This is a genomic window from Nesterenkonia salmonea, from assembly GCF_005771525.1.
Lineage (GTDB): Bacteria > Actinomycetota > Actinomycetes > Actinomycetales > Micrococcaceae > Nesterenkonia > Nesterenkonia salmonea.
Window position 1 is genome coordinate 1 of record NZ_VAVZ01000038.1, and the last position, 17,740, is coordinate 17,740.

A 17,740-nucleotide genomic window follows, 5' to 3' on the forward strand; every position below is an offset into this window, starting at 1 on the left:
TGCGGTTTGAGCATCACCCGCACGGGATGAGCTACCTCGAGGCCTACCTCCCCACCCTGGAAGCAGCCGCGATTGAAAACCGCCTGCGGGCGGCAGCCCGCGGCCTGGACAAACCCCGCCCACAGGACAGCGACGACAGCGGTGATGGCGCTCAGCCCGCCGAGGGCGCTAGTCCTGGTGGTGATTCTCGGTCCCTGGTGCAGCGGGAGGCGGACCTTCTTACCGCCTGGTTGCGCGATGGGCGGGTGTATCAGGCCCCGGTGGAGGCGAAGATTATGGTGATGATCCCTGAAGCGACCCTGACCGGGGTCTCGGAGGAGCCGGGGGTTTCAGCGGACCGGTCGTGGCGGATCCCCGCTGGTCAGGCCCGCGCATTAGCTGCGGACCCTCGAGCGGGGCACCAGTGGTATGAAGGTCAGACCCGTCGGGATGACCGTAACGCGGACTATGAGCTGCTTTCGGCCCGGTATGTGGGGCGGTTCCCGCCTGCCCGGTTGCGGGATGCGTTGATCTTCCGCGATGGGACCTGTCAGGCGCCCGGGTGCACGGTGGCGGCGCAGCGGTGCGATATGGACCATCANGACCCTGACCGGGGTCTCGGAGGAGCCGGGGGTTTCAGCGGACCGGTCGTGGCGGATCCCCGCTGGTCAGGCCCGCGCATTAGCTGCGGACCCTCGAGCGGGGCACCAGTGGTATGAAGGTCAGACCCGGCGGGATGAGGGTAACGCGGACTATGAGCTGCTTTCGGCCCGGTATGTGGGGCGGTTTGTTCCTGCCCGGTTGCGGGATGCGTTGGTGTTCCGCGATGGGACCTGTCAGGCGCCCGGGTGCACGGTGGCGGCGCAGCGGTGCGATATGGACCATCAACACCCCTGGGATGCTGGGGGTGAGACCACCGGGACCAACATGTGGGCGTTATGCAGGCGGCATCACCGGATGAAATCCCACGGCCACCTCAACCCACCACCAGAAGACAAACAGACACCCCCACCCAAGCGTGCGGCACCAGAGACGTCCCCACCGGCGAAACCCCCGCCAGGGAAGCCGAACCCCAACCGGGGCCACCANGGAAACTTGTGGGCGTTGTGTAGGCGGCATCACCGGATGAAATCCCACGGCCACCTCAACCCACCACCAGAAGACAAACAGACACCCCCACCCAAGCGTGCGGCACCAGAGACGTCCCCACCGGCGAAACCCCCGCCAGGGAAGCCGAACCCCAACCGGGGCCACCACCGATCCCGATCACCTGATCACGGGCAGAAACCGGCTCTAGCTGAGCCTGCCCTAGGGGCACCCACCATGATGTGGGCACCCAGCACCATAACCATCAAGTACTGAGCGACTCGTACCTAGGACTAATGCCACGACGCCAGGTGGGTACTTCCATATGATGGGTTGAACGGCACCGGCTCCGATGATGCGAGGTGTGAAGTGAAAAAGCTCTGTTCGGCTGAACATTTCAAGCATCGAGCCTCTCCGAGCAGTTCCAGGCTTTGGGCTACTGGACAGATTCAGGATATGCACTGGGTGCCGGTCGCTTCGCTCTGGTGCTCACTGCACACAGCTGGCGCGACCCTCGCAGACGACTCCGTTTCGTCGTCGGCGCAAGCTCATTCGCCCTGCTGCGGTACACGTCGGGGTCGGCAATCTCGTACGTGGCGACTTCCGTCCCTCACGGCGATACGAGCGTCTTCTCCATCGCTGATCTCAGCGTTCAACTTTGGGCACGGCATCCTGGCAGCGCTGATTGCGGTCGCCGTCACCCTGGGGGACAGACGGCGCGACGCCCAAACCTGTGATGAACGTCCGGCTCTGATGAGGTCGCGCTACGGCTCTGCCTGACACTTCCCACACGGTGAGCCCGGTACTGTAGACACGTTATGGCAGAAACAGACTTTTCCTCCGAGCTCGCCGAACTGCGCGACACCCTGCGGCGCATCACCGACGTCATCGACGTCGACGCCCTTACTGCTGAGGTTTCCGATCTTGAGCAAGAAGCCGCCGACCCCAACCTCTGGGACAACCAAGAGAACGCCCAAAAGGTCAACTCCCAGCTCAGCCACAAACAGGCCCAACTCAACCGAGTACGGTCCCTGGATTCGCGCATCGAAGATGCCGAAATCATGGCAGAGATGGCCGCGGAAGAGAACGACGCCGACACCGCCGCCGAAGCCACCGCAGAGCTCGTCTCCATCCGCAAAGCCCTAGCCTCACTGGAGATCGTCACCCTGATGTCCGGTGAATACGACGAGTACGACGCCGTCGTCACCATCCGATCCGGAGCCGGGGGAGTGGATGCCGCAGACTTCGCCGAGATGCTGCTGCGGATGTACACGCGCTGGGCCGAGCGCCGCGACTGGAATGTGAAAATCCTCGACACCTCCTACGCAGAAGAAGCCGGAATCAAATCCGCAACCTTCGAAGTCCAAGCGCCGTATGCGTTCGGGACGCTGTCCGTGGAAGCCGGAACCCACCGGCTAGTGCGCATCTCACCCTTCGACAACCAAGGACGGCGACAGACCGGCTTCGCCGCCGTCGAAGTCATTCCGCTCCTCGAAGGCACCGAGTCCATTGAAATCGACGAAAACGATCTCAAAGTGGACGTCTTCCGGTCCTCCGGCCCCGGCGGGCAGTCCGTGAACACCACTGACTCCGCAGTGCGCCTCACGCACCTTCCTTCAGGGATCGTGGTGTCTATGCAGAACGAAAAATCACAGATCCAGAACAGGGCCGCCGCGCTGCGCGTCCTAGAGTCCCGGCTGCTGTTAAAGAAAAAAGAAGAGGAAAAAGCCCAGGAGAATGAGATGAAGGGCGATGTGAAGGCAAGCTGGGGAGACCAGATGCGCTCCTACGTCCTGCACCCTTTCCAAATGGTCAAAGACCTCCGCACTGGCCACGAGGTCGGCAACGCCCAAGCTGTGTTCGACGGCGACCTCGACGGGTTCATCGAGGCCGGCATTCGCTGGCGCGCACAAGGCTCGTCCAGCGACTGACACCTCAAGGCTGACTTCCCCCTATGATCCGCTTCGAACACGTCACCCGCACCTACCGGTCCGGAGGAAAGCCTGCGCTCGACGACGTCTCCGTGGAATTCAACCGCGGTGACTTCGTCTTCCTCATCGGAGCCTCCGGCTCAGGCAAATCCACGCTCCTGCGCATGATCCTTCGTGAAGGCCTACCCCAGCAGGGCAAGGTCACAGTAGCCGGGCAGAACCTGGTGCTGATGCTTGAACGCCGAGTACCGCACTACCGGCGCAGCATCGGAATGGTCTTCCAAGATTTCAGACTTCTGCCCGATAAAACCATCTACGAAAACGTCGCATTCGCGATGCGTGTGATCGCCGCACCCCGGGGCCACATCAAAAAACAGGTCATGAAAACCCTCGAACGGGTCCACTTGGACCATCTGGCCCGTCGGTATCCTCACGAAATCTCCGGCGGTGAGCAGCAGCGGGCTGCCATCGCCCGAGCCATCGTCAACCAGCCCGCCATTGTGCTAGCCGATGAGCCCACCGGAAACCTGGACCCTCGCGCCTCCGAAGAAGTCATGAAAATTCTGCGCTGGATCAACGCCTCCGGAACCACCGTGGTCATGGCCACCCACGACAGGGCAATCGTCGACCAGACTCGACGCCGCGTAGTGCAGCTGCACAAGGGCCAACTTGTGCGGGATGAGGAACACGGTTCCTACGATCCTCCAGAAGGCTCGCCAGCCTGGGAACTGCTCTCAGCCGAACTTGAAGAGAGTGGCCTGCAAGCATCCGACCCGATGCCATTGCTCACACAAACAGTGCCTACCGTCGCCCAGAATCAGACCGACGAACCAGAGGTAGAGGAAGACCCCGGTTTTCGTGTCCGCGAATACCAAGTCACCTTTCCCGAAGATGACCCCCAGCACGACGACGCCGAGCCTGAAGAATCCAGAGCCGAGGTGGATGCCGCAGCAGTACCTGAATTCGACGACGACGAGCCCACCGATACTTTGGAGCCAGTGGACCAGCCTTCGGCGCTGCCCTCCCCAGAAGACACCAAGGAACCTGAACGCCACCCGATACCGCGTCCACGGGCATCAGCGGCGGAGTCCACCTATGCGGACACCCAACGCACCGCAGATCAGCTCAGGGCCTCTAAGCCGCGGGGGATCTTCGGCAGGAGGAAGCGATGAGCCAGCTGATGTACCAACTGGGGGAGACCCTCAGCTCCTTGCGCAAGAACGTAGCGATGGTCGCCTCCGTAGTGCTGGTGACATTCATCTCCCTCACCTTCGTGGGCACCGCCGCCCTGATGCAGCTTCAGGTCAATCAGATGACCGAAGACTTCTACGATCGGCTCGAGATCTCCGTCTTCCTGTGCACCGAATCATCGGCAGAAGCTGCCTGCCCCACAGGTCCAGTGACGGACTCCCAACGAGAATCCATCGAGGAGATGCTCGACACCGGTGCAGCGAACCAATACGTCGACTCCTACCGCTACGAAACCCAGGAAGAGGCTCTAGAGAACTTTCTAGCGGATCGTGAAGACAGCGTTCGAGCAGCCAATGTCACAGCCGAAGATATGACCGAATCCTTCCGGATCCTGCTTGAGAACCCCCAGGACTTTGGGATCGTCAATGAACTGTTCGCCGGAGTGCCCGGCGTGGACAACGTCGCCGACCAGCAGGCCGTGCTGGACCAGATCTTCGGGATCCTCAATGGGCTCACAGTAGTCGCGCTCATCATCGCGGGGGTGATGATTCTGTGCACAGTACTGCTCGTTTCCACCACCATCAGACTCTCAGCGTTCAGCCGGCGGAGGGAAACCTCCATCATGCGGATGGTCGGCGCGTCCAAGTCCATGATCCGTACACCCTTCATCTTTGAGGGAATCATCGCCGCTCTAGCAGGGTCGCTCCTAGCCTGCGGTGCCACCTGGGTCGTCGCTGAGTTCCTCATCGGACAGTGGCTTGCACAGCAGGTCACCGGGATCGTATTCATCGGAGCTGCTGAATCATGGATCGTGATGCCCGGCCTGGTGCTGGTTGCGGTACTCCTTGCCGCGTTATCCTCCTGGGTGACAGTGCGGAAGCACCTGCGGGTATAGTAGAAGGCTGACTTTGTTGGCGTCCGGACTCACACCAAAGGAGGTGCGCTGTGGCGAAGAAAAAGAAACCTGAGGTCAAAGACCCCAAGAATCACACCATTGCCCGGAATCGGCGTGCCTTTCACGATTTCACCATCCTCGACACCTACGAGGCCGGCATTGTCCTCACCGGCACAGAAGTGAAGTCACTGCGGGAGGGCCAGGCATCCCTTGTGGATGGTTTCGCCGCCTTCGACAGCAGACATGAGCTATGGCTGGAGCAGGTTCACATCCCCGAATACCTCAACGGAACCTGGACCAACCACGCCACCCGGCGCAAACGTAAACTTCTGCTTCACAGCAAAGAGCTCATCAAGATTTCCCGACAGGTTGAAGACCCGGGCCTGACCATCGTTCCGCTGCGCTTGTACTTCAAAGACGGGCGAGCCAAGGCAGAAATCGGTATCGCCAAAGGTAAGCGTGAGTTCGACAAACGGCACACCCTGCGTGAGAAGCAGGACAACCGCGAGGCGCAGAGGGCGATGCGCCTCAAGAACCGCCAAGCCTCGGTCTGAAACTCAGCGAAACTGCTGTGTCTGATTCCCGCTAGACACAGGGTCCTGGCGAGGGTGGAATGTCCCTATGGAGTCACCGACCAGTTCCGCTGAACGTTACAGAGCTGTGCAGTCCAGGGACCGTCGATTCGATGGACAGTTCTTCACCGCAGTGAAGACCACAGGGATCTACTGCAGGCCTTCATGCCCAGCCATGACGCCGAAGGCCACCAATGTCCTGTTCTTCTCCACCTCAGCGGCAGCTCATGAAGCGGGCTTCCGTGCCTGCAAACGCTGCCTGCCGGAAGCATCCCCGGGAAGCCCTGAATGGAACCTGCGTCAGGACTTGGCTGGCCGAGCAATGCGGATCATTCGTGAAGGGGCGCTCAACGACGGCGATGTCGAGGCCCTCAGCAGCCAGCTGGGCTACAGCAGCAGGCACATCCATCGAACCCTCGTCGCTGAGCTTGGAGCCGGCCCAGCAGCCCTAGCTCGGGCGCACCGAGCCCAGATCGCGAGGAACCTGCTGGTCAGCTCCGACCTCAAACTCGCAGATATCGCGTTCTCCGCAGGCTTCGGCTCGGTTCGCCAGTTCAATGACACGATTCGCCAGATCTACGCGGTCACACCCACAGAGATTCGTAAGAAGGCAGGCCGTTCCAGGGCGTCACGGGAAGCTGACGGAGCACCGCTCCAGCTGCAGCTCATGCTCCCAGTCCGCCAACCCTTCGACGCTGAAGGTGTGTTCCAGTTCTTGGCTGAGCGTGCCCTGCCCGGGGTGGAAGCGGCTTATCTCGAGAACGGGCGCCTCCGCTACGCACGCACCCTGCGACTGCCTCATGGGCCCGGGGCCGTCGAGGTCACTGCGGTGGCCGATAGTCACCGCGAGTGGCGGTTGTCCATGAGGTGCGAGGTGGGCTCTCTGGCTGATGTCGGCGTCGTTCTGGCACGAGTGCGCAGGATGTTCGATCTCGACGCTGATCCGGCTGCGGTGGACTCCGCACTCAGCCAAGACCCGGTGTTGAGGCCGCTGGTGGCCGAGCTACCGGGAATGCGGCTGGTAGGCACAGCCGAGGCCGAAGAGTACGTAGTGCGCGCAGTGGTGGGCCAGCAGATCTCCGTGAAGGCCGCGCGGACACACCTGAGTCGGCTGGCGCAGGTACTCGGCACACCTATTGACTCAACGTTTGACGGGCTCAGCAGACTGTTCCCCTCACCCGAAGAGATTCTGGCAGCTGTGCCGGAACCTCCAAGCGAAGGGCCCCTGGACCCGGACCGACCGCTGCGGCTCGCACGGCGGTCAATTCGAACTGTCAGGGCGGCGGCGGTGGCACTGATCGACGGTTCACTGCACGTGCACCCGGGTGCCCATCCTGACCAGATGCGGGCGCAGTTAGTCGCGCTTCCCGGGATCGGGCAGTGGACTGCCGCCTACTTAGCCCTTCGAGTACTGGGTGACCCCAATGATTGGATGACAGGCGACGTCGCCCTGGTTGCGGGTGCCCGCCAGCTTGGCCTCCTTGTGGACAGCATGTCAAAGGCGAAGGCGCACGTGGAGTTGGAGGAACTCGCACAGCGGTGGTCACCCTGGCGATCCTACGCGGCGATGCACCTGTGGCGAGCCGCCACTAGCGGGTCTCCCGGTCCAACAGGCTCCGTTTGATCTCGAGACCATAGCGGAAGCCGCCCAGCGTTCCGTCGGAGCGCATCACACGGTGGCAGGGCACGAAGAGTGCTGCGGCGTTCTTCGCGCAGGCTCCGGCTGCAGCCCGGACAGCAGTGGCACGTCCCGACCGCTCCGCAAATTCGGCGTAGGTCACGGGCGCGCCAGGTGCAACCTGGCGGAGTGCATCCCAGGCGCGCTCCCGGTAGGGCCCAGATTTCTGCCGAACAGGCACAGTTCCCGGGGCGCCAGTATCGCCAGCATAGTAGGACCGCACTGCTTGTTCTGCTTGGTGCAGAACATCTTCTGGCCCATTCGAGTTCCCTCGGGGGCGTAGGTCGGGGTGAATGAGTGCCGTCAGAGCGGCTGGGTCATCGGTCCATCCGGAGGCGAGCACGTATTGGTCATCGGCGATGATCGTGAAGGGGCCATCCGGCGTGGGGACTGTGATGTGCATACTCTCATTCCACCGTGCGCCGCCGCTGGCGTCTAGCGGGAATCGGACCTGAGCGTGACGCCCCGGTGTATGTCGGGGAAATGTGGCACAAAAAAGCCCGAGCAGGCGAACCCGCTCGGGCGATTTGTGGAGACGGCGGGAATTGAACCCGCGTCCGATCTGGATTTTCGTGGACTTCTACGTGTGTAGTCCGCTAAACGTGTTACTCGGTCCCAGGTGTCTCACGGACAAGCACCTGACGGACCCAGCCGCATTTAGTGTCGAGTACTCTCCTTGCGGCGAGAAGAGCACTCCATTGGCCATCTAGCTGATGCCAGGCACTGAGTCGATGGCAAACTCAGGCTGACAGACTCGCGTCGCTACTTATGCAGCGAGGGCGAAGTCAGTGCGCTTAGATTCGGCACTTATTGGGTTGCGCAAGGGGTATTTACGTGGTCACTTGGCGTCCACGACACGCTTCTCCACGATCACCTCAGATCGTCGAAACCGATCGTCCCCGTATTGAGTTATCAAACTCGTACCCCGCATGTAGCGGGTGTATCAGTCTATCGCAACAGCGAAAGGGCTGCCACCATTCCCCACGGCTGAGGATCTAGCCGGCCAATTGCCACCCTGTCGTCAAACCGACTGCCGCAGCGGCCACGCCGCAGACCACATGCGCGGCCCACATTCCGACAGCCATCCACCGGGAGCCCTCCATCCATTGCTGAGCTGCTCGCAGCGCAACGGTCGCAAACGTACTCAGTGCACCGGTCACCCCCAGCGCCAGGAGCCCCACCAGGAGCGGCTGCCAACTTGCAGGATCTCCGCTGGCGTCATCAGCCGCAAAAGCGCTGACGAACCCGACCAGGACCCCCAAGGATAAGCACCCAACAGTATTGGCCACCAGGATCCCGGCGCGTAGATATCGGTCCAGCAGAAACCTTGCGATCGCCCCCATAGCGCCACCGAGCGCACCTGCAACCACCACCGAGAATGTCAGCTCAGGCATCATCATGGGCTGTCCTCCTGTGGCGCTGGTCTGCGTTCGCCCGTATAGCCGAAGACTGCTCGGCCAACCGTAATGCCAGCCGCAGCGGCAGCCGTGCAGAAGATCATAGAAATCACCAGGTATGCACCCGCCTCCCACAAGTCCGGCGGTATCACCTCAGCGGCGGCAAGTTGGGCGAAGACATCCGACTGCTGAACCGACGTGCTGGCCAGGATCACCGAGGAAAACGTGGTGTAGGAGCCCAGGAAACCTGTGCCCACAACTGGCAGAGTCCAGCGGGGGAGTCGGGGCCAAGCGTGCGCAACCCCAAAGAGCAGCCCCAGAGTTCCGGAGCCAGTGAGGTTCACAATCAGCGTGATCCAAGGAAACCGCATGAACTGTTCATCAGACAGTTCGACCAGCAACAGCCGCAGGACCGCACCGCAGGCGCCGGCGAGGGCAATGCATGCCAGCAGGACAGGCAGCGAGAGCTCTGGCTTCCCGGACGGTGCGTGTGCGGGGTCTTCCTCGGTTGTTGACACGGGGTACACGATAGACCGTCGGTCAGCGGGCTGTGACGCTGACGCGCACGGCATGAGCTACATCATGCTCAATCGGCACATTCTGTTCCCCATGCGGGCCGCTGATCACCACGTTTCCGTCAGCCGACGCGACCACTGTGACCTGGGCGCCGATCGGCACGTCCTGCTCATCCAGGACTCGCAGCGCCGCCGGGACACTGTCATCCACCTGTTCCACCCGCACCTCCACCTCTGCCGGGATCTGACACAGCAGTGTGGTCTCTGGATAGCTCAAACTCAGCTCCCTGGTCGGGATCGGGTCACCATGGGGATCCGTCGTCGGGTGCCCGAGCCGGGCATCAAGGCGTTCGATGAAAGTCTCAGAAACCGCGTGCTCTAAACGTTCCGCCTCATCGTGGACCTCATCCCACGAATAGCCCATCTGACGGACCAACCACGTCTCGAGCAGCCGATGCCGCCGCACCATGGCCAAAGCGAGCCTACGTCCCTGTTCTGTGAGCCGGACTGGAGCATAGGGGGTGTGATCGACCAACCCCTGGTCCGCCATTTTCCGGATCATCAGCGATACCGACGGGTTCGATACTCCAAGAGTCTTCGCCAAGGCACTAGCTGTGACGTCGGCCCCCTCCCATTCGGCCAAACCATAAATGGTCTTGGCGTAGTCCTCAACCGAGGTGGTCGCGGGGCCGGCCGCCCCACTGGGGGGAAGCGTGGAACGGCCCTGGGCTGATGTGCGTGGCATAGGACTATTCTGCCAGCATCCTCGCCAGCAGCGCCGGCTCCTCAGGCCTCAACGGTCTGTGAGGGACGGCGACGCCGCCACGCCTGGGCGATCAACCCCTGCCTAGGAGAGAACAGATAGGCGAGGGCGAACTGAGCCGTTGCGGCAAGAACAATAGCCCCGCCGGTGGATACGTCCCACCAATAGCTGGCGTAGACCCCCGCCACAGCGGCGAGGGCCCCCACGCCTGCCGAGACTGCAAGCATCGCCCCGAAACTGCGAACCAGCAGAAAGGCAGTGGCACCAGGGATGACCAAAGCGGCAACCACCAGAATTACGCCGAGCGTTTGCAGCGCCGTGACCGTGGTCAGCGCTAACAGCACCAGCAACACCCCGGTGAGTACACCCACGGGGAGGCCGATGGCACGAGCGTAGGTCCGGTCGAACGCCACGAGCGTGAAGTCGCGGCGTTTGATCAGCAGAACGGTTGCGGTGACTGTGCCTAGTGCAGCGACCTGGTACAGATCGATCCGTGAGGTGCCAAGAACGTTGCCGAACAGAATGTGTTGCAGGTGAGTCTGTGTCGTCACCGTGGACATCAGGACCAGCCCTAAGGCAAAAAGCGAGGTGAACACCACACCGATCGTGGTGTCGCGCTTCAATGTGGTGGTCTGACCCAAAACTCCGATCAGAGCCACTGCCGCTAGGCCGAAGACGAATGCACCTACACCCAGCGGGATACCGAGGATGAAGGCAAGAACGACGCCGGGGAGGATTGAGTGTGCGACCGCCTCGCCCATAAGCGACCAGCCCATCAGGACCAGCCAGGCAGACAGCATGCCGCAGACCGCTGCGGATATCACGGCCACAGCCAGAGCGTTCTGCATGAAGGGGTACTGCAGCGGAGTCAGTAACAGGTCGATCATGACAGGGCCTCCCCAAAGGCCTGAGCAAGCTGCTCATCGGTCAACACCTGAGAAGGTGGTCCCGCTGCCAGGACTCTGCGGTGCAGCAGAATCACCTCATCGGCCAGACTGTGCACACCTTCTAGGTGGTGGGTGGAGATCAGCACCGTTGTGCCCGCAGCCTTGAGATCCTGCAGGACCTGGGTGATGAGGTGTTCGCTGGTGCGGTCCACCCCGGCGAACGGCTCATCCAGGAGCATCAGCGGCGCACGCTGCGCCAATGCCCTTGCCACGAAGGCCCGTTTGCGCTGGCCGCCGGAAAGCTCGCCTATTGAGCGTTTGCGAAAATCGATTAGCCGAGTCTGCGCCAGTGCGTGGTCTACCGAGTCCCGATCAGCAGGGCGAGTGAGGCGGGCGAATCCCATATGCGGATACCTGCCCATCATGACCACTTGTTCGACCGTGACGGGGAATGTGGGGTCAATCTGTTCGTGCTGCGGCACATAGGAGACCAGATTGCGGCGTCGTGCCCTAGCCGAATCGGTACCGAAGATGCTGATCCGCCCCTTGGAGGTGGGGACCATGCCCAGCAACGCGGAGAAGAGCGTGGATTTTCCGGACCCATTGGCCCCGAGCAGTGCAGTGATGGTTCCTGGTCTCAGGCGCAGGCTGACATCCTCTAACGCGGTCACACCCGGGTACCCCGCGGTCAGTGACTCGATGTGGACCGGGGTCTCCGCTGCGTTCATCGGTGGGTCACTCCGCTTCACCCAATATGGTGCTTGTGGTGTGTTCTACCAGCTCCAGATGAGTTGGAGCAGGACCATCGGCGTCGGTCAGCGAATCGACGTGGAGCGGGTCAGCCAGCGCCGCGCCTGTTGTTTCGGCAACCTGGGACTGGGCGGCATCGTTGACCGTGGACTCGCAGAAAATAGTCTCGACGTTGTTTTCCTCGACGAACCGAATCTGGGCCTCGACCTGCTGCGGTGTCCCTTCGTTCTCGGCATTGAGCGGCCACAGATAGTGCTCGGTGAGCCCCAGGTCCTCGGCCAGGTAGCCGAAAGCCCCCTCACACGTGACCAAGACAGGGTCCGTCAGCTGGGAGGCGTTGAGCCTGGACTCCTCAGCCAACTGCCGCAGCTGTTCACGGTACTGCTCGGCACGCTCCGAGAAATACTCAGCATCTTCAGGAGCTAGGTCGCTCAGAGCCGCTTCAATGTTGTCCACATACGTCAAGGACTGGTCCGCTGAGATCCACCCATGAGGGTCAGTCGGTAGGTCCGAGTCTGCTCCTGGGTCATCAGGGTGGCCCGGGAGTCGAGTGATGGAACGGACTTCCATGCCCTCGGATGCGGTCACCGTGGGGGCCTCCGCATGGGATATGAACTGGTCGAACCACTCTTCCAATCCGAGACCATTCTCAATGATGAGGTCGGCATCTGCGGCGGCCTGGACATCGGATGGTGTGGGATCGTATTCGTGCACCTCAGCCCCGATGGGGGTAATGGAGCGCACCTGGACTCTGTCTCCTCCGATGGTCTCTGTGATGTCTCCAAGAACGGAGAAGGTCGTGACCACCAGAGGTGAACCGTCGGCGTCTGTCTGGTCCTGGACGCAGCCGCTGAGGGCGAGGATGCCGATACCTGGGAGAGCAAGAAGATATTTAGGCATGCCTACACTCTAAAGTTAGTCATACCTAAAAGTCGAATGTTGGTTCGTTGGGCTGTGCATGAAGCGCATGCAGAGCAGGTGCGTGGAGGAAGCCGTTGGTGGCAAGCGCGTTGGGTCCCGAACAGCCGGGGTCGTTGTCCAAGGAGGTGAACTGGCCTCCGGCTTCTTGGACGATCGGGACCAGAGCCGCCATGTCGTAGAGCTCGAGTTCCGGTTCAGCGGCAATATCGACGCTGCCTTCGGCCACCATGCAGTAGGACCAGAAGTCTCCGTAGGCGCGGGTGCGCCACACACGCTCGGTCAGGGACAGGAACTGCTCGAGACGGTCAATGTCGCGCCAACCGTCTAAGGAGGAATAGGAGAAGCTCGCATCGGCCAGTGAAGCGACCTGGGAGACATTCAGCTGCTTGGCGGCGGAGAGTGATTTGCCCGTGTAGGCGCCACCATCCTTAGCTGCCCACCAGCGCCGTCCAAGAGCAGGCGCAGACACGACCCCGACCACCGGCTCACCGTGATCGACCAGAGCGATCAGCGTAGCCCAGACGGGAACACCTCGGATGAAGTTCTTTGTGCCGTCAATCGGGTCGAGGATCCAGCGGCGCGGACCGGAGCCGGTCTCACCGAATTCCTCACCGTACACTGCGTCCCTGCCGCGAGCTCTGGAGAGCTGGGATCTGATCAGTTCCTCGGCCTCGCGGTCAGCCACAGTCACCGGCGTCAGATCTGGCTTCGTTTCCACCGCGAAGTCCATTCGGCTGAAATGCTGCATCGTCTTCGCGTCGACCGCATCGGCGATCATATGGGCCAGACGGAGGTCTTCGGTGTAGGGGCTGGAGGCGAGGCTCATGAGCTCACTCTACGTGGCACCGAGGCGTTTCTCCCTCTCATCCTCGGGACTTCCGGAGAGCGAGTGGAGCAGATTCCGCAAGCTGGCCAGGCGTGCTGGGCCGTTGTGCCCGGCATGGCCCTGCTTCACCCACGCGTCTAAGGCGCAGCCTCCCGCAGGAGACTCATGCAGGCAACCCGGTTCGCAGGACTCTGAGCCTTCCACGAGGTCCTCGAAGGCGGCCAACACATCATCAGGATGAACATGTGCCAGGCCGAAGCTGCGCACTCCGGGAGTGTCCACAACCCACCCGTCAGGATTCACCTGCAGCGCTACCGCTGAGGATGAGGTGTGGCGTCCCCGCCCGGTGACAGCGTTGACTCCGCCAGTAGCGCGGTCGGCACCGGTGAGCGCGTTGACCATAGTGGACTTTCCCACTCCCGAGTGCCCGATCAGGACGGTCACCTGTCCCGCTAAGAGCTCGCGGAGCCGATCCAGAGCGGCAGGGGAGAGCTGCTGCTGCTCTTCATGCCCAGAGATGACGATGGGGAACTCAAGCTGCAGGTAGTGCGAGACCAGGCCAGCTGGATCGGTCGGGTCCTGCGCCAAATCGGCTTTGGTGATGAGAAGAATCGGCTCAATACCGGCATCGTAGGCAGCGGCAAGTGCTCGGTCGATAAAACCTGTGCGGGGCTCAGGATCTGCAGAGGCCACCACGATCAGCAACTGATCCGCGTTGGCCACAATGACCCGCTCGGCTTCGTCAGTGTCGTCGGCGGAGCGGCGCAGAAGCGTGCGGCGCTCTTCGACCCGCACCAACCGCGCAAGAGTGCCTGCTGCGGCTGAGGTGTCGCCGACGAGTCTCACGATGTCCCCGGGGACTACTGGGGAACGCCGGAGCGCCTTGGCCCGCATAGCGGTGACGACACGCTCCGATGCAGAACCTCGGGCTTCCAAGAAGCAGGTGTAGCGTCCGCGGTCTACTTGGACAACGCGGGCGAGCTCCGCATCCGAATAGTCAGGAGTCTCCTTGGTCCGTGGGCGGGAGCCGCGCTTATTGGGCCTTACCCGCACTCGGGATTCATCCCATGAGTCCCAGCGGTTCATGCCTCTACCAGGGCAGACCACCGGTCAGGGAAATCAGGCATCGTTTTCGCTGTGCTGCCGATGTCTTCCACGACCACGCCGGGGATGGCAAGGCCGAGTACCGCTCCGAAGGTAGCCATTCGGTGATCGGCGTAGCTGAGGACAACGTCTCCACGCTTCACGCGAGAGAGAAGCCGGAAGCCGTCGTCGGTTTCCTCTGCTGCGCCGCCCAGGCGGCGAACCTCGTTCACCAGAGCAGCGATCCTGTTGGTTTCATGCCCTCGCAGATGTCCAACGGAGGTGAATTTTGTTTCTTCCGAGCACAATGCTGCCAGGGCGGCGACTGTGGGTGTCAGCTCAGCGGTGCCGTCGACTGTGCCCGGGCTGGTCAGCCGTTCGGGTCCCTTGACCGTGAGAGATCCGGACATTTCAGATGTAGGTGTGAGGGTCACCTGGCAGCCGAAATCGGTCAGGAGCTGAGGCCAGCGGCGGCCGATTTGCGTGGACTCCAGTGGCCAGCCAGGCATGGTTACTCCACCGCCGGTGACTGCTGCCGCGCAGAGGAAGGGCCCTGCGTTGGAAAGGTCAGGTTCCACTCGCACGGTGAAAGGAGGTATCGGACCTGGCTCGACTCGCCACGTGAACGGTGTGGGGCTGCTGACCTCAACACCGAGGTCGGCGAGAACCTTGAGCGTCATCTCGACATGTTCCAGCGACGGTACCTGCGTGCCCGAGTGGTGGAGGGTCAGCCCCGCCGACATGCGAGGAGCGGCCAGGAGCAAACCGGAGACGAACTGACTCGACTGGGAAGCATCGATCGTGACCTCCCCGCCCTCCAGCCCCTGCGCAGAGTCCACAGTGAAGGGCAGATGCCCCGGGGTCCCGCCTTCTGTGATGCGTACTCCGAGAGCGCGCAGACCTTCCAATACCGCCCCCATAGGGCGGACCTTCGCCTCAGGGTCACCGTCGAACTGCACGCGACCCGGTGAAAGAGCCGCCACGGCAGGGAGGAATCGCATCACCGTTCCAGCGAGACCGCAGTCCACTGTGACCGGCTCAGAACCGCGAGTCAGCGGGGTGACCCGCACCGCATCCTCACCAGAGCCTTCCCAATCGGTGATCGCTTCCACCTGGGCTCCCAACGCATGAAGTGCTGAGAGCATCAGCGCCGAATCACGCGAGGCGAGGGGATTTACAACAACACTTGGCGCTTCGGCAAGTGCGGCCAGCAGCAGATACCTGTTCGTCAGAGACTTCGAAGCAGGAACGGTCACTTCTCCGACGACAGGTGAGTCTGCTGAGGGCGCGGGCCAGCCTGTGGGGTGACCCTGAGGAGTTTCGTTCAAAGCAGTCTGAAGTCGATTCAGGAGACCTTGTCCTTTGCCTTCTGCGCTTCAGCGGCCGCGGACTTCACAGCCTTCTTCGCCTGCTTCTCCGCCTTTTTGAAGTTCTTTTTGGCGTCTTTTTCCCAAGCTGTCAGGGTGCTGGTGGCGTCGTCGCCCAGATCCTCTGCCCATTTGAGAGTCTTATCGCCGAACTTGGCGCCCTTCTTCTTGGCGCGCTTGGAGATGTGTTCGGCGCGCCAGCCCAATGAGGGCTTACCGTCGAGGTCCACCACAGCCAAGTTCAATCCACCCAGGATTGAGATGTTCTTCAGCAGTGTCTTCCGCTGAGTGACCTCATCTCCTGCGGACTGCAGCTGAGCGGATCGAAACTCTGCGTAGGAGTTCAGCTTGTGGGCTCCGGTCAGAGTCAAGGCCGCAACTCGAGGGCACTTTCCGAAGGCCAAGGCCACACCCGCAGCGACTTGGACGCCACCGAGGACCTGTGCTGTCAGTCGTGGTTTTGCCGCGAGTTGATCAGCCTGCGAGAAAAAACCGGCAATCTCATCCAAGGCGGGGGAAAGCTCTTCCGCCGCCTCATCGGGGTTGCGCAGCTTCTCCACACCGTCGTAAATAAAGGTTGCGCCGAGCAGCGGCCGGGCGATTTTGCGGATCAGAGTCATGCTAGTTCCTCCTTGAGGCGGGAATCCCGCGCCTAAAAACGCTTGTCCGGCACTAATCTATCAAGTGGCCAGGAATGTGGAAGCCTCCGCCGTGGTTCTGACTAGCATGACTGTGGCAGTACTAGACCGTCCCGCGAAGCATCAGGTGGTGGGCGTAGACTCAGAGGTGATGAGTGAGCGCCCTGCCCCTGCTTCCACACTGTCCGAGGAGATCGACGTCGCCGCGGAGACAGACGCCGCGCGCCGAACCAGGTTCGAGCGCGAGGCGCTGCAGTATGTCGACCAGCTGTACTCGGCGGCGATGCGGATGACCCGCAACCCCCAGGATGCTGAAGATCTGGTGCAGGAGGCGTACACAAAAGCGTATTCGGCCTTCCACCAATACAAGCCGGGCACTAACCTCAAGGCGTGGTTGTACAGGATCCTGACCAACACCTACATCAACATTTACCGCAAGAAACAGCGCCAGCCACTCCAGGCCAACACCGACACGGTTGAGGATTGGCAGATGGCCCAGGCTGCTGAGCACACCAGTTCCGGACTGCGGTCTGCAGAGGCAGAGGCCCTGGACCATCTTCCGGACAGTGATGTCAAAGAAGCGCTTCAGCAGATCCCTGAGGAGTTCCGTCTGGCGGTGTACTTCTCAGATGTTGAGGGATTCGCCTATAAGGAAATCGCGGAGATCCTGAACATTCCTATTGGAACCGTCATGTCTAGGCTCCACCGAGGCAGGAAGCTGCTGCGGAGCCTGTTGTCGGATTATGCGCGTGAACGAGGCTTCAAGCGGGGGAAGGAGAGCTGATGGGCACAGAGAACTGCAAGGAATGCGAGTCGACGGCAGAGGCAGTAGAACGCCTGGAACGCATCTACGAATACCTCGACGGCGCTTTATCCCGTGATGACATCAGTGATGTTCAGAACCACCTCAGCGACTGCCCGGAATGCGCCTCAGACTACGACCTGGAATGCCTCATCCGGTCGGTCGTCAAACGCTCCTGCACGGAGCAGGCACCGGAGACGCTGAAACTGACCATAATCCAGCGCATCAGTCAGATAAAAATCGAAGCCAGACACTGAGCCAGGTCCGCCTCTCATGCGGTGGCATGTGCCCAGCCTGGGGTCGGGTCCTGTAAACTTGTGCGGGTTGTCAACGAAAGGAGTCCACTATGGGTAAGCGTGGACGTAAACGCAAGGCACGCCGCAAGAACAGCGCCAATCACGGCAAGCGGCCAAACGCCTGAGCGTCACCAGCAGAGTAAGGCTCCACCAATGAAAACCG

Annotated in this window: 21 protein-coding genes and 1 other RNA gene; 10 read left to right on the forward strand and 12 right to left on the reverse strand. The window is 61.6% G+C overall.

All coding sequences use genetic code 11. The features are described 5' to 3' along the window. The first annotated feature begins 26 nt into the window (after positions 1 to 26). The 7 genes from FEF26_RS12435 (at position 27) to FEF26_RS12460 (ending at position 7,278) form a co-directional block, all read left to right on the forward strand. Positions 27 to 698, forward strand: coding sequence for an HNH endonuclease signature motif containing protein (locus FEF26_RS12435; RefSeq protein WP_424991744.1), 672 nt, complete (start codon positions 27 to 29; stop codon positions 696 to 698). Between the two features lie 157 nt (positions 699 to 855). Then, a complete protein-coding gene (locus FEF26_RS16405; protein WP_424991743.1) occupies positions 856 to 1,341 on the forward strand; it encodes an HNH endonuclease in 486 nt (161 codons plus the stop codon). Positions 1,342 to 1,883: 542 nt separating this feature from the next. Next, positions 1,884 to 2,996, forward strand: coding sequence for a peptide chain release factor 2 (gene prfB / locus FEF26_RS12440; protein ID WP_138253865.1), 1,113 nt, complete (start codon positions 1,884 to 1,886; stop codon positions 2,994 to 2,996). A gap of 23 nt (positions 2,997 to 3,019) precedes the next feature. Then, positions 3,020 to 4,168, forward strand: coding sequence for a cell division ATP-binding protein FtsE (gene ftsE / locus FEF26_RS12445; protein ID WP_138253866.1), 1,149 nt, complete (start codon positions 3,020 to 3,022; stop codon positions 4,166 to 4,168). Next, positions 4,165 to 5,082, forward strand: coding sequence for a permease-like cell division protein FtsX (gene ftsX, locus FEF26_RS12450; protein ID WP_138253867.1), 918 nt, complete (start codon positions 4,165 to 4,167; stop codon positions 5,080 to 5,082). The genes ftsE and ftsX overlap by 4 nt, the downstream gene beginning before the upstream one ends. 50 nt (positions 5,083 to 5,132) lie before the next feature. Beyond that, positions 5,133 to 5,636 (forward strand): SsrA-binding protein SmpB, encoded by a 504-nt coding sequence (smpB, locus tag FEF26_RS12455; protein WP_138253868.1) that lies wholly within the window; start codon positions 5,133 to 5,135, stop codon positions 5,634 to 5,636. A 67-nt stretch (positions 5,637 to 5,703) separates the two neighbouring features. Beyond that, on the forward strand, positions 5,704 to 7,278 hold the full coding sequence (locus tag FEF26_RS12460; RefSeq protein WP_138253869.1) for a DNA-3-methyladenine glycosylase 2 family protein: 1,575 nt from the start codon (positions 5,704 to 5,706) through the stop codon (positions 7,276 to 7,278). Here FEF26_RS12460 and FEF26_RS12465 read toward each other — a convergent pair. From FEF26_RS12465 to FEF26_RS12520, 12 genes are all read right to left on the reverse strand, one after another. Continuing rightward, on the reverse strand, positions 7,244 to 7,735 hold the full coding sequence (locus FEF26_RS12465; RefSeq protein ID WP_138253870.1) for a methylated-DNA--[protein]-cysteine S-methyltransferase: 492 nt from the start codon (positions 7,733 to 7,735) through the stop codon (positions 7,244 to 7,246). The genes FEF26_RS12460 and FEF26_RS12465 overlap by 35 nt on opposite strands. A 124-nt stretch (positions 7,736 to 7,859) precedes the next feature. Next, positions 7,860 to 8,233: a transfer-messenger RNA gene (gene ssrA, locus FEF26_RS12470) on the reverse strand. A 94-nt stretch (positions 8,234 to 8,327) separates the two neighbouring features. Continuing rightward, positions 8,328 to 8,732 (reverse strand): CrcB family protein, encoded by a 405-nt coding sequence (locus tag FEF26_RS12475; protein WP_138253871.1) that lies wholly within the window; start codon positions 8,730 to 8,732, stop codon positions 8,328 to 8,330. After that, entirely contained in the window at positions 8,729 to 9,247 is a 519-nt protein-coding gene (locus tag FEF26_RS12480) for a fluoride efflux transporter FluC (RefSeq protein ID WP_166433027.1), read from the reverse strand. The genes FEF26_RS12475 and FEF26_RS12480 overlap by 4 nt, the downstream gene beginning before the upstream one ends. A gap of 22 nt (positions 9,248 to 9,269) precedes the next feature. Further along, positions 9,270 to 9,989 (reverse strand): metal-dependent transcriptional regulator, encoded by a 720-nt coding sequence (locus tag FEF26_RS12485; protein ID WP_138253873.1) that lies wholly within the window; start codon positions 9,987 to 9,989, stop codon positions 9,270 to 9,272. A gap of 41 nt (positions 9,990 to 10,030) precedes the next feature. Next, positions 10,031 to 10,894, reverse strand: coding sequence for a metal ABC transporter permease (locus FEF26_RS12490; RefSeq protein ID WP_138253874.1), 864 nt, complete (start codon positions 10,892 to 10,894; stop codon positions 10,031 to 10,033). Continuing rightward, positions 10,891 to 11,622, reverse strand: coding sequence for a metal ABC transporter ATP-binding protein (locus FEF26_RS12495; RefSeq protein ID WP_138253875.1), 732 nt, complete (start codon positions 11,620 to 11,622; stop codon positions 10,891 to 10,893). Before FEF26_RS12495 ends, FEF26_RS12490 begins: the two co-directional genes overlap by 4 nt. 7 nt (positions 11,623 to 11,629) lie before the next feature. After that, positions 11,630 to 12,544, reverse strand: a complete 915-nt coding sequence (locus tag FEF26_RS12500; RefSeq protein WP_138253876.1) for a metal ABC transporter solute-binding protein, Zn/Mn family — start codon at positions 12,542 to 12,544, stop codon at positions 11,630 to 11,632. A 25-nt stretch (positions 12,545 to 12,569) separates the two neighbouring features. Continuing rightward, positions 12,570 to 13,391 (reverse strand): histidinol-phosphatase, encoded by an 822-nt coding sequence (gene hisN / locus FEF26_RS12505; RefSeq protein ID WP_138253877.1) that lies wholly within the window; start codon positions 13,389 to 13,391, stop codon positions 12,570 to 12,572. 9 nt (positions 13,392 to 13,400) lie between these two features. Further along, positions 13,401 to 14,477: a ribosome small subunit-dependent GTPase A gene (rsgA, locus tag FEF26_RS12510; RefSeq protein ID WP_138253878.1), complete on the reverse strand. Its 1,077-nt coding sequence runs from the start codon at positions 14,475 to 14,477 to the stop codon at positions 13,401 to 13,403. Then, positions 14,474 to 15,802, reverse strand: coding sequence for a 3-phosphoshikimate 1-carboxyvinyltransferase (gene aroA, locus FEF26_RS12515; RefSeq protein WP_138253879.1), 1,329 nt, complete (start codon positions 15,800 to 15,802; stop codon positions 14,474 to 14,476). Before aroA ends, rsgA begins: the two co-directional genes overlap by 4 nt. 17 nt (positions 15,803 to 15,819) lie before the next feature. Beyond that, positions 15,820 to 16,461, reverse strand: a complete 642-nt coding sequence (locus FEF26_RS12520) for a DoxX family protein (protein WP_138253880.1) — start codon at positions 16,459 to 16,461, stop codon at positions 15,820 to 15,822. Between the two features lie 169 nt (positions 16,462 to 16,630). On the opposite strand from FEF26_RS12520, the gene FEF26_RS12525 reads away from it, so the two are divergent. From FEF26_RS12525 to FEF26_RS16410, 3 genes are all read left to right on the forward strand, one after another. Further along, entirely contained in the window at positions 16,631 to 17,263 is a 633-nt protein-coding gene (locus FEF26_RS12525; RefSeq protein WP_138253881.1) for a sigma-70 family RNA polymerase sigma factor, read from the forward strand. Continuing rightward, the gene (rsrA, locus tag FEF26_RS12530; RefSeq protein WP_138253882.1) at positions 17,263 to 17,538 is read left to right on the forward strand and encodes a mycothiol system anti-sigma-R factor; all 276 of its coding nucleotides are present in this window, start codon (positions 17,263 to 17,265) and stop codon (positions 17,536 to 17,538) included. Before FEF26_RS12525 ends, rsrA begins: the two co-directional genes overlap by 1 nt. Positions 17,539 to 17,627: 89 nt before the next feature. Further along, a complete protein-coding gene (locus FEF26_RS16410) occupies positions 17,628 to 17,702 on the forward strand; it encodes a 50S ribosomal protein bL37 (protein ID WP_373868394.1) in 75 nt (24 codons plus the stop codon). The last annotated feature ends 38 nt before the right edge of the window (positions 17,703 to 17,740 follow it).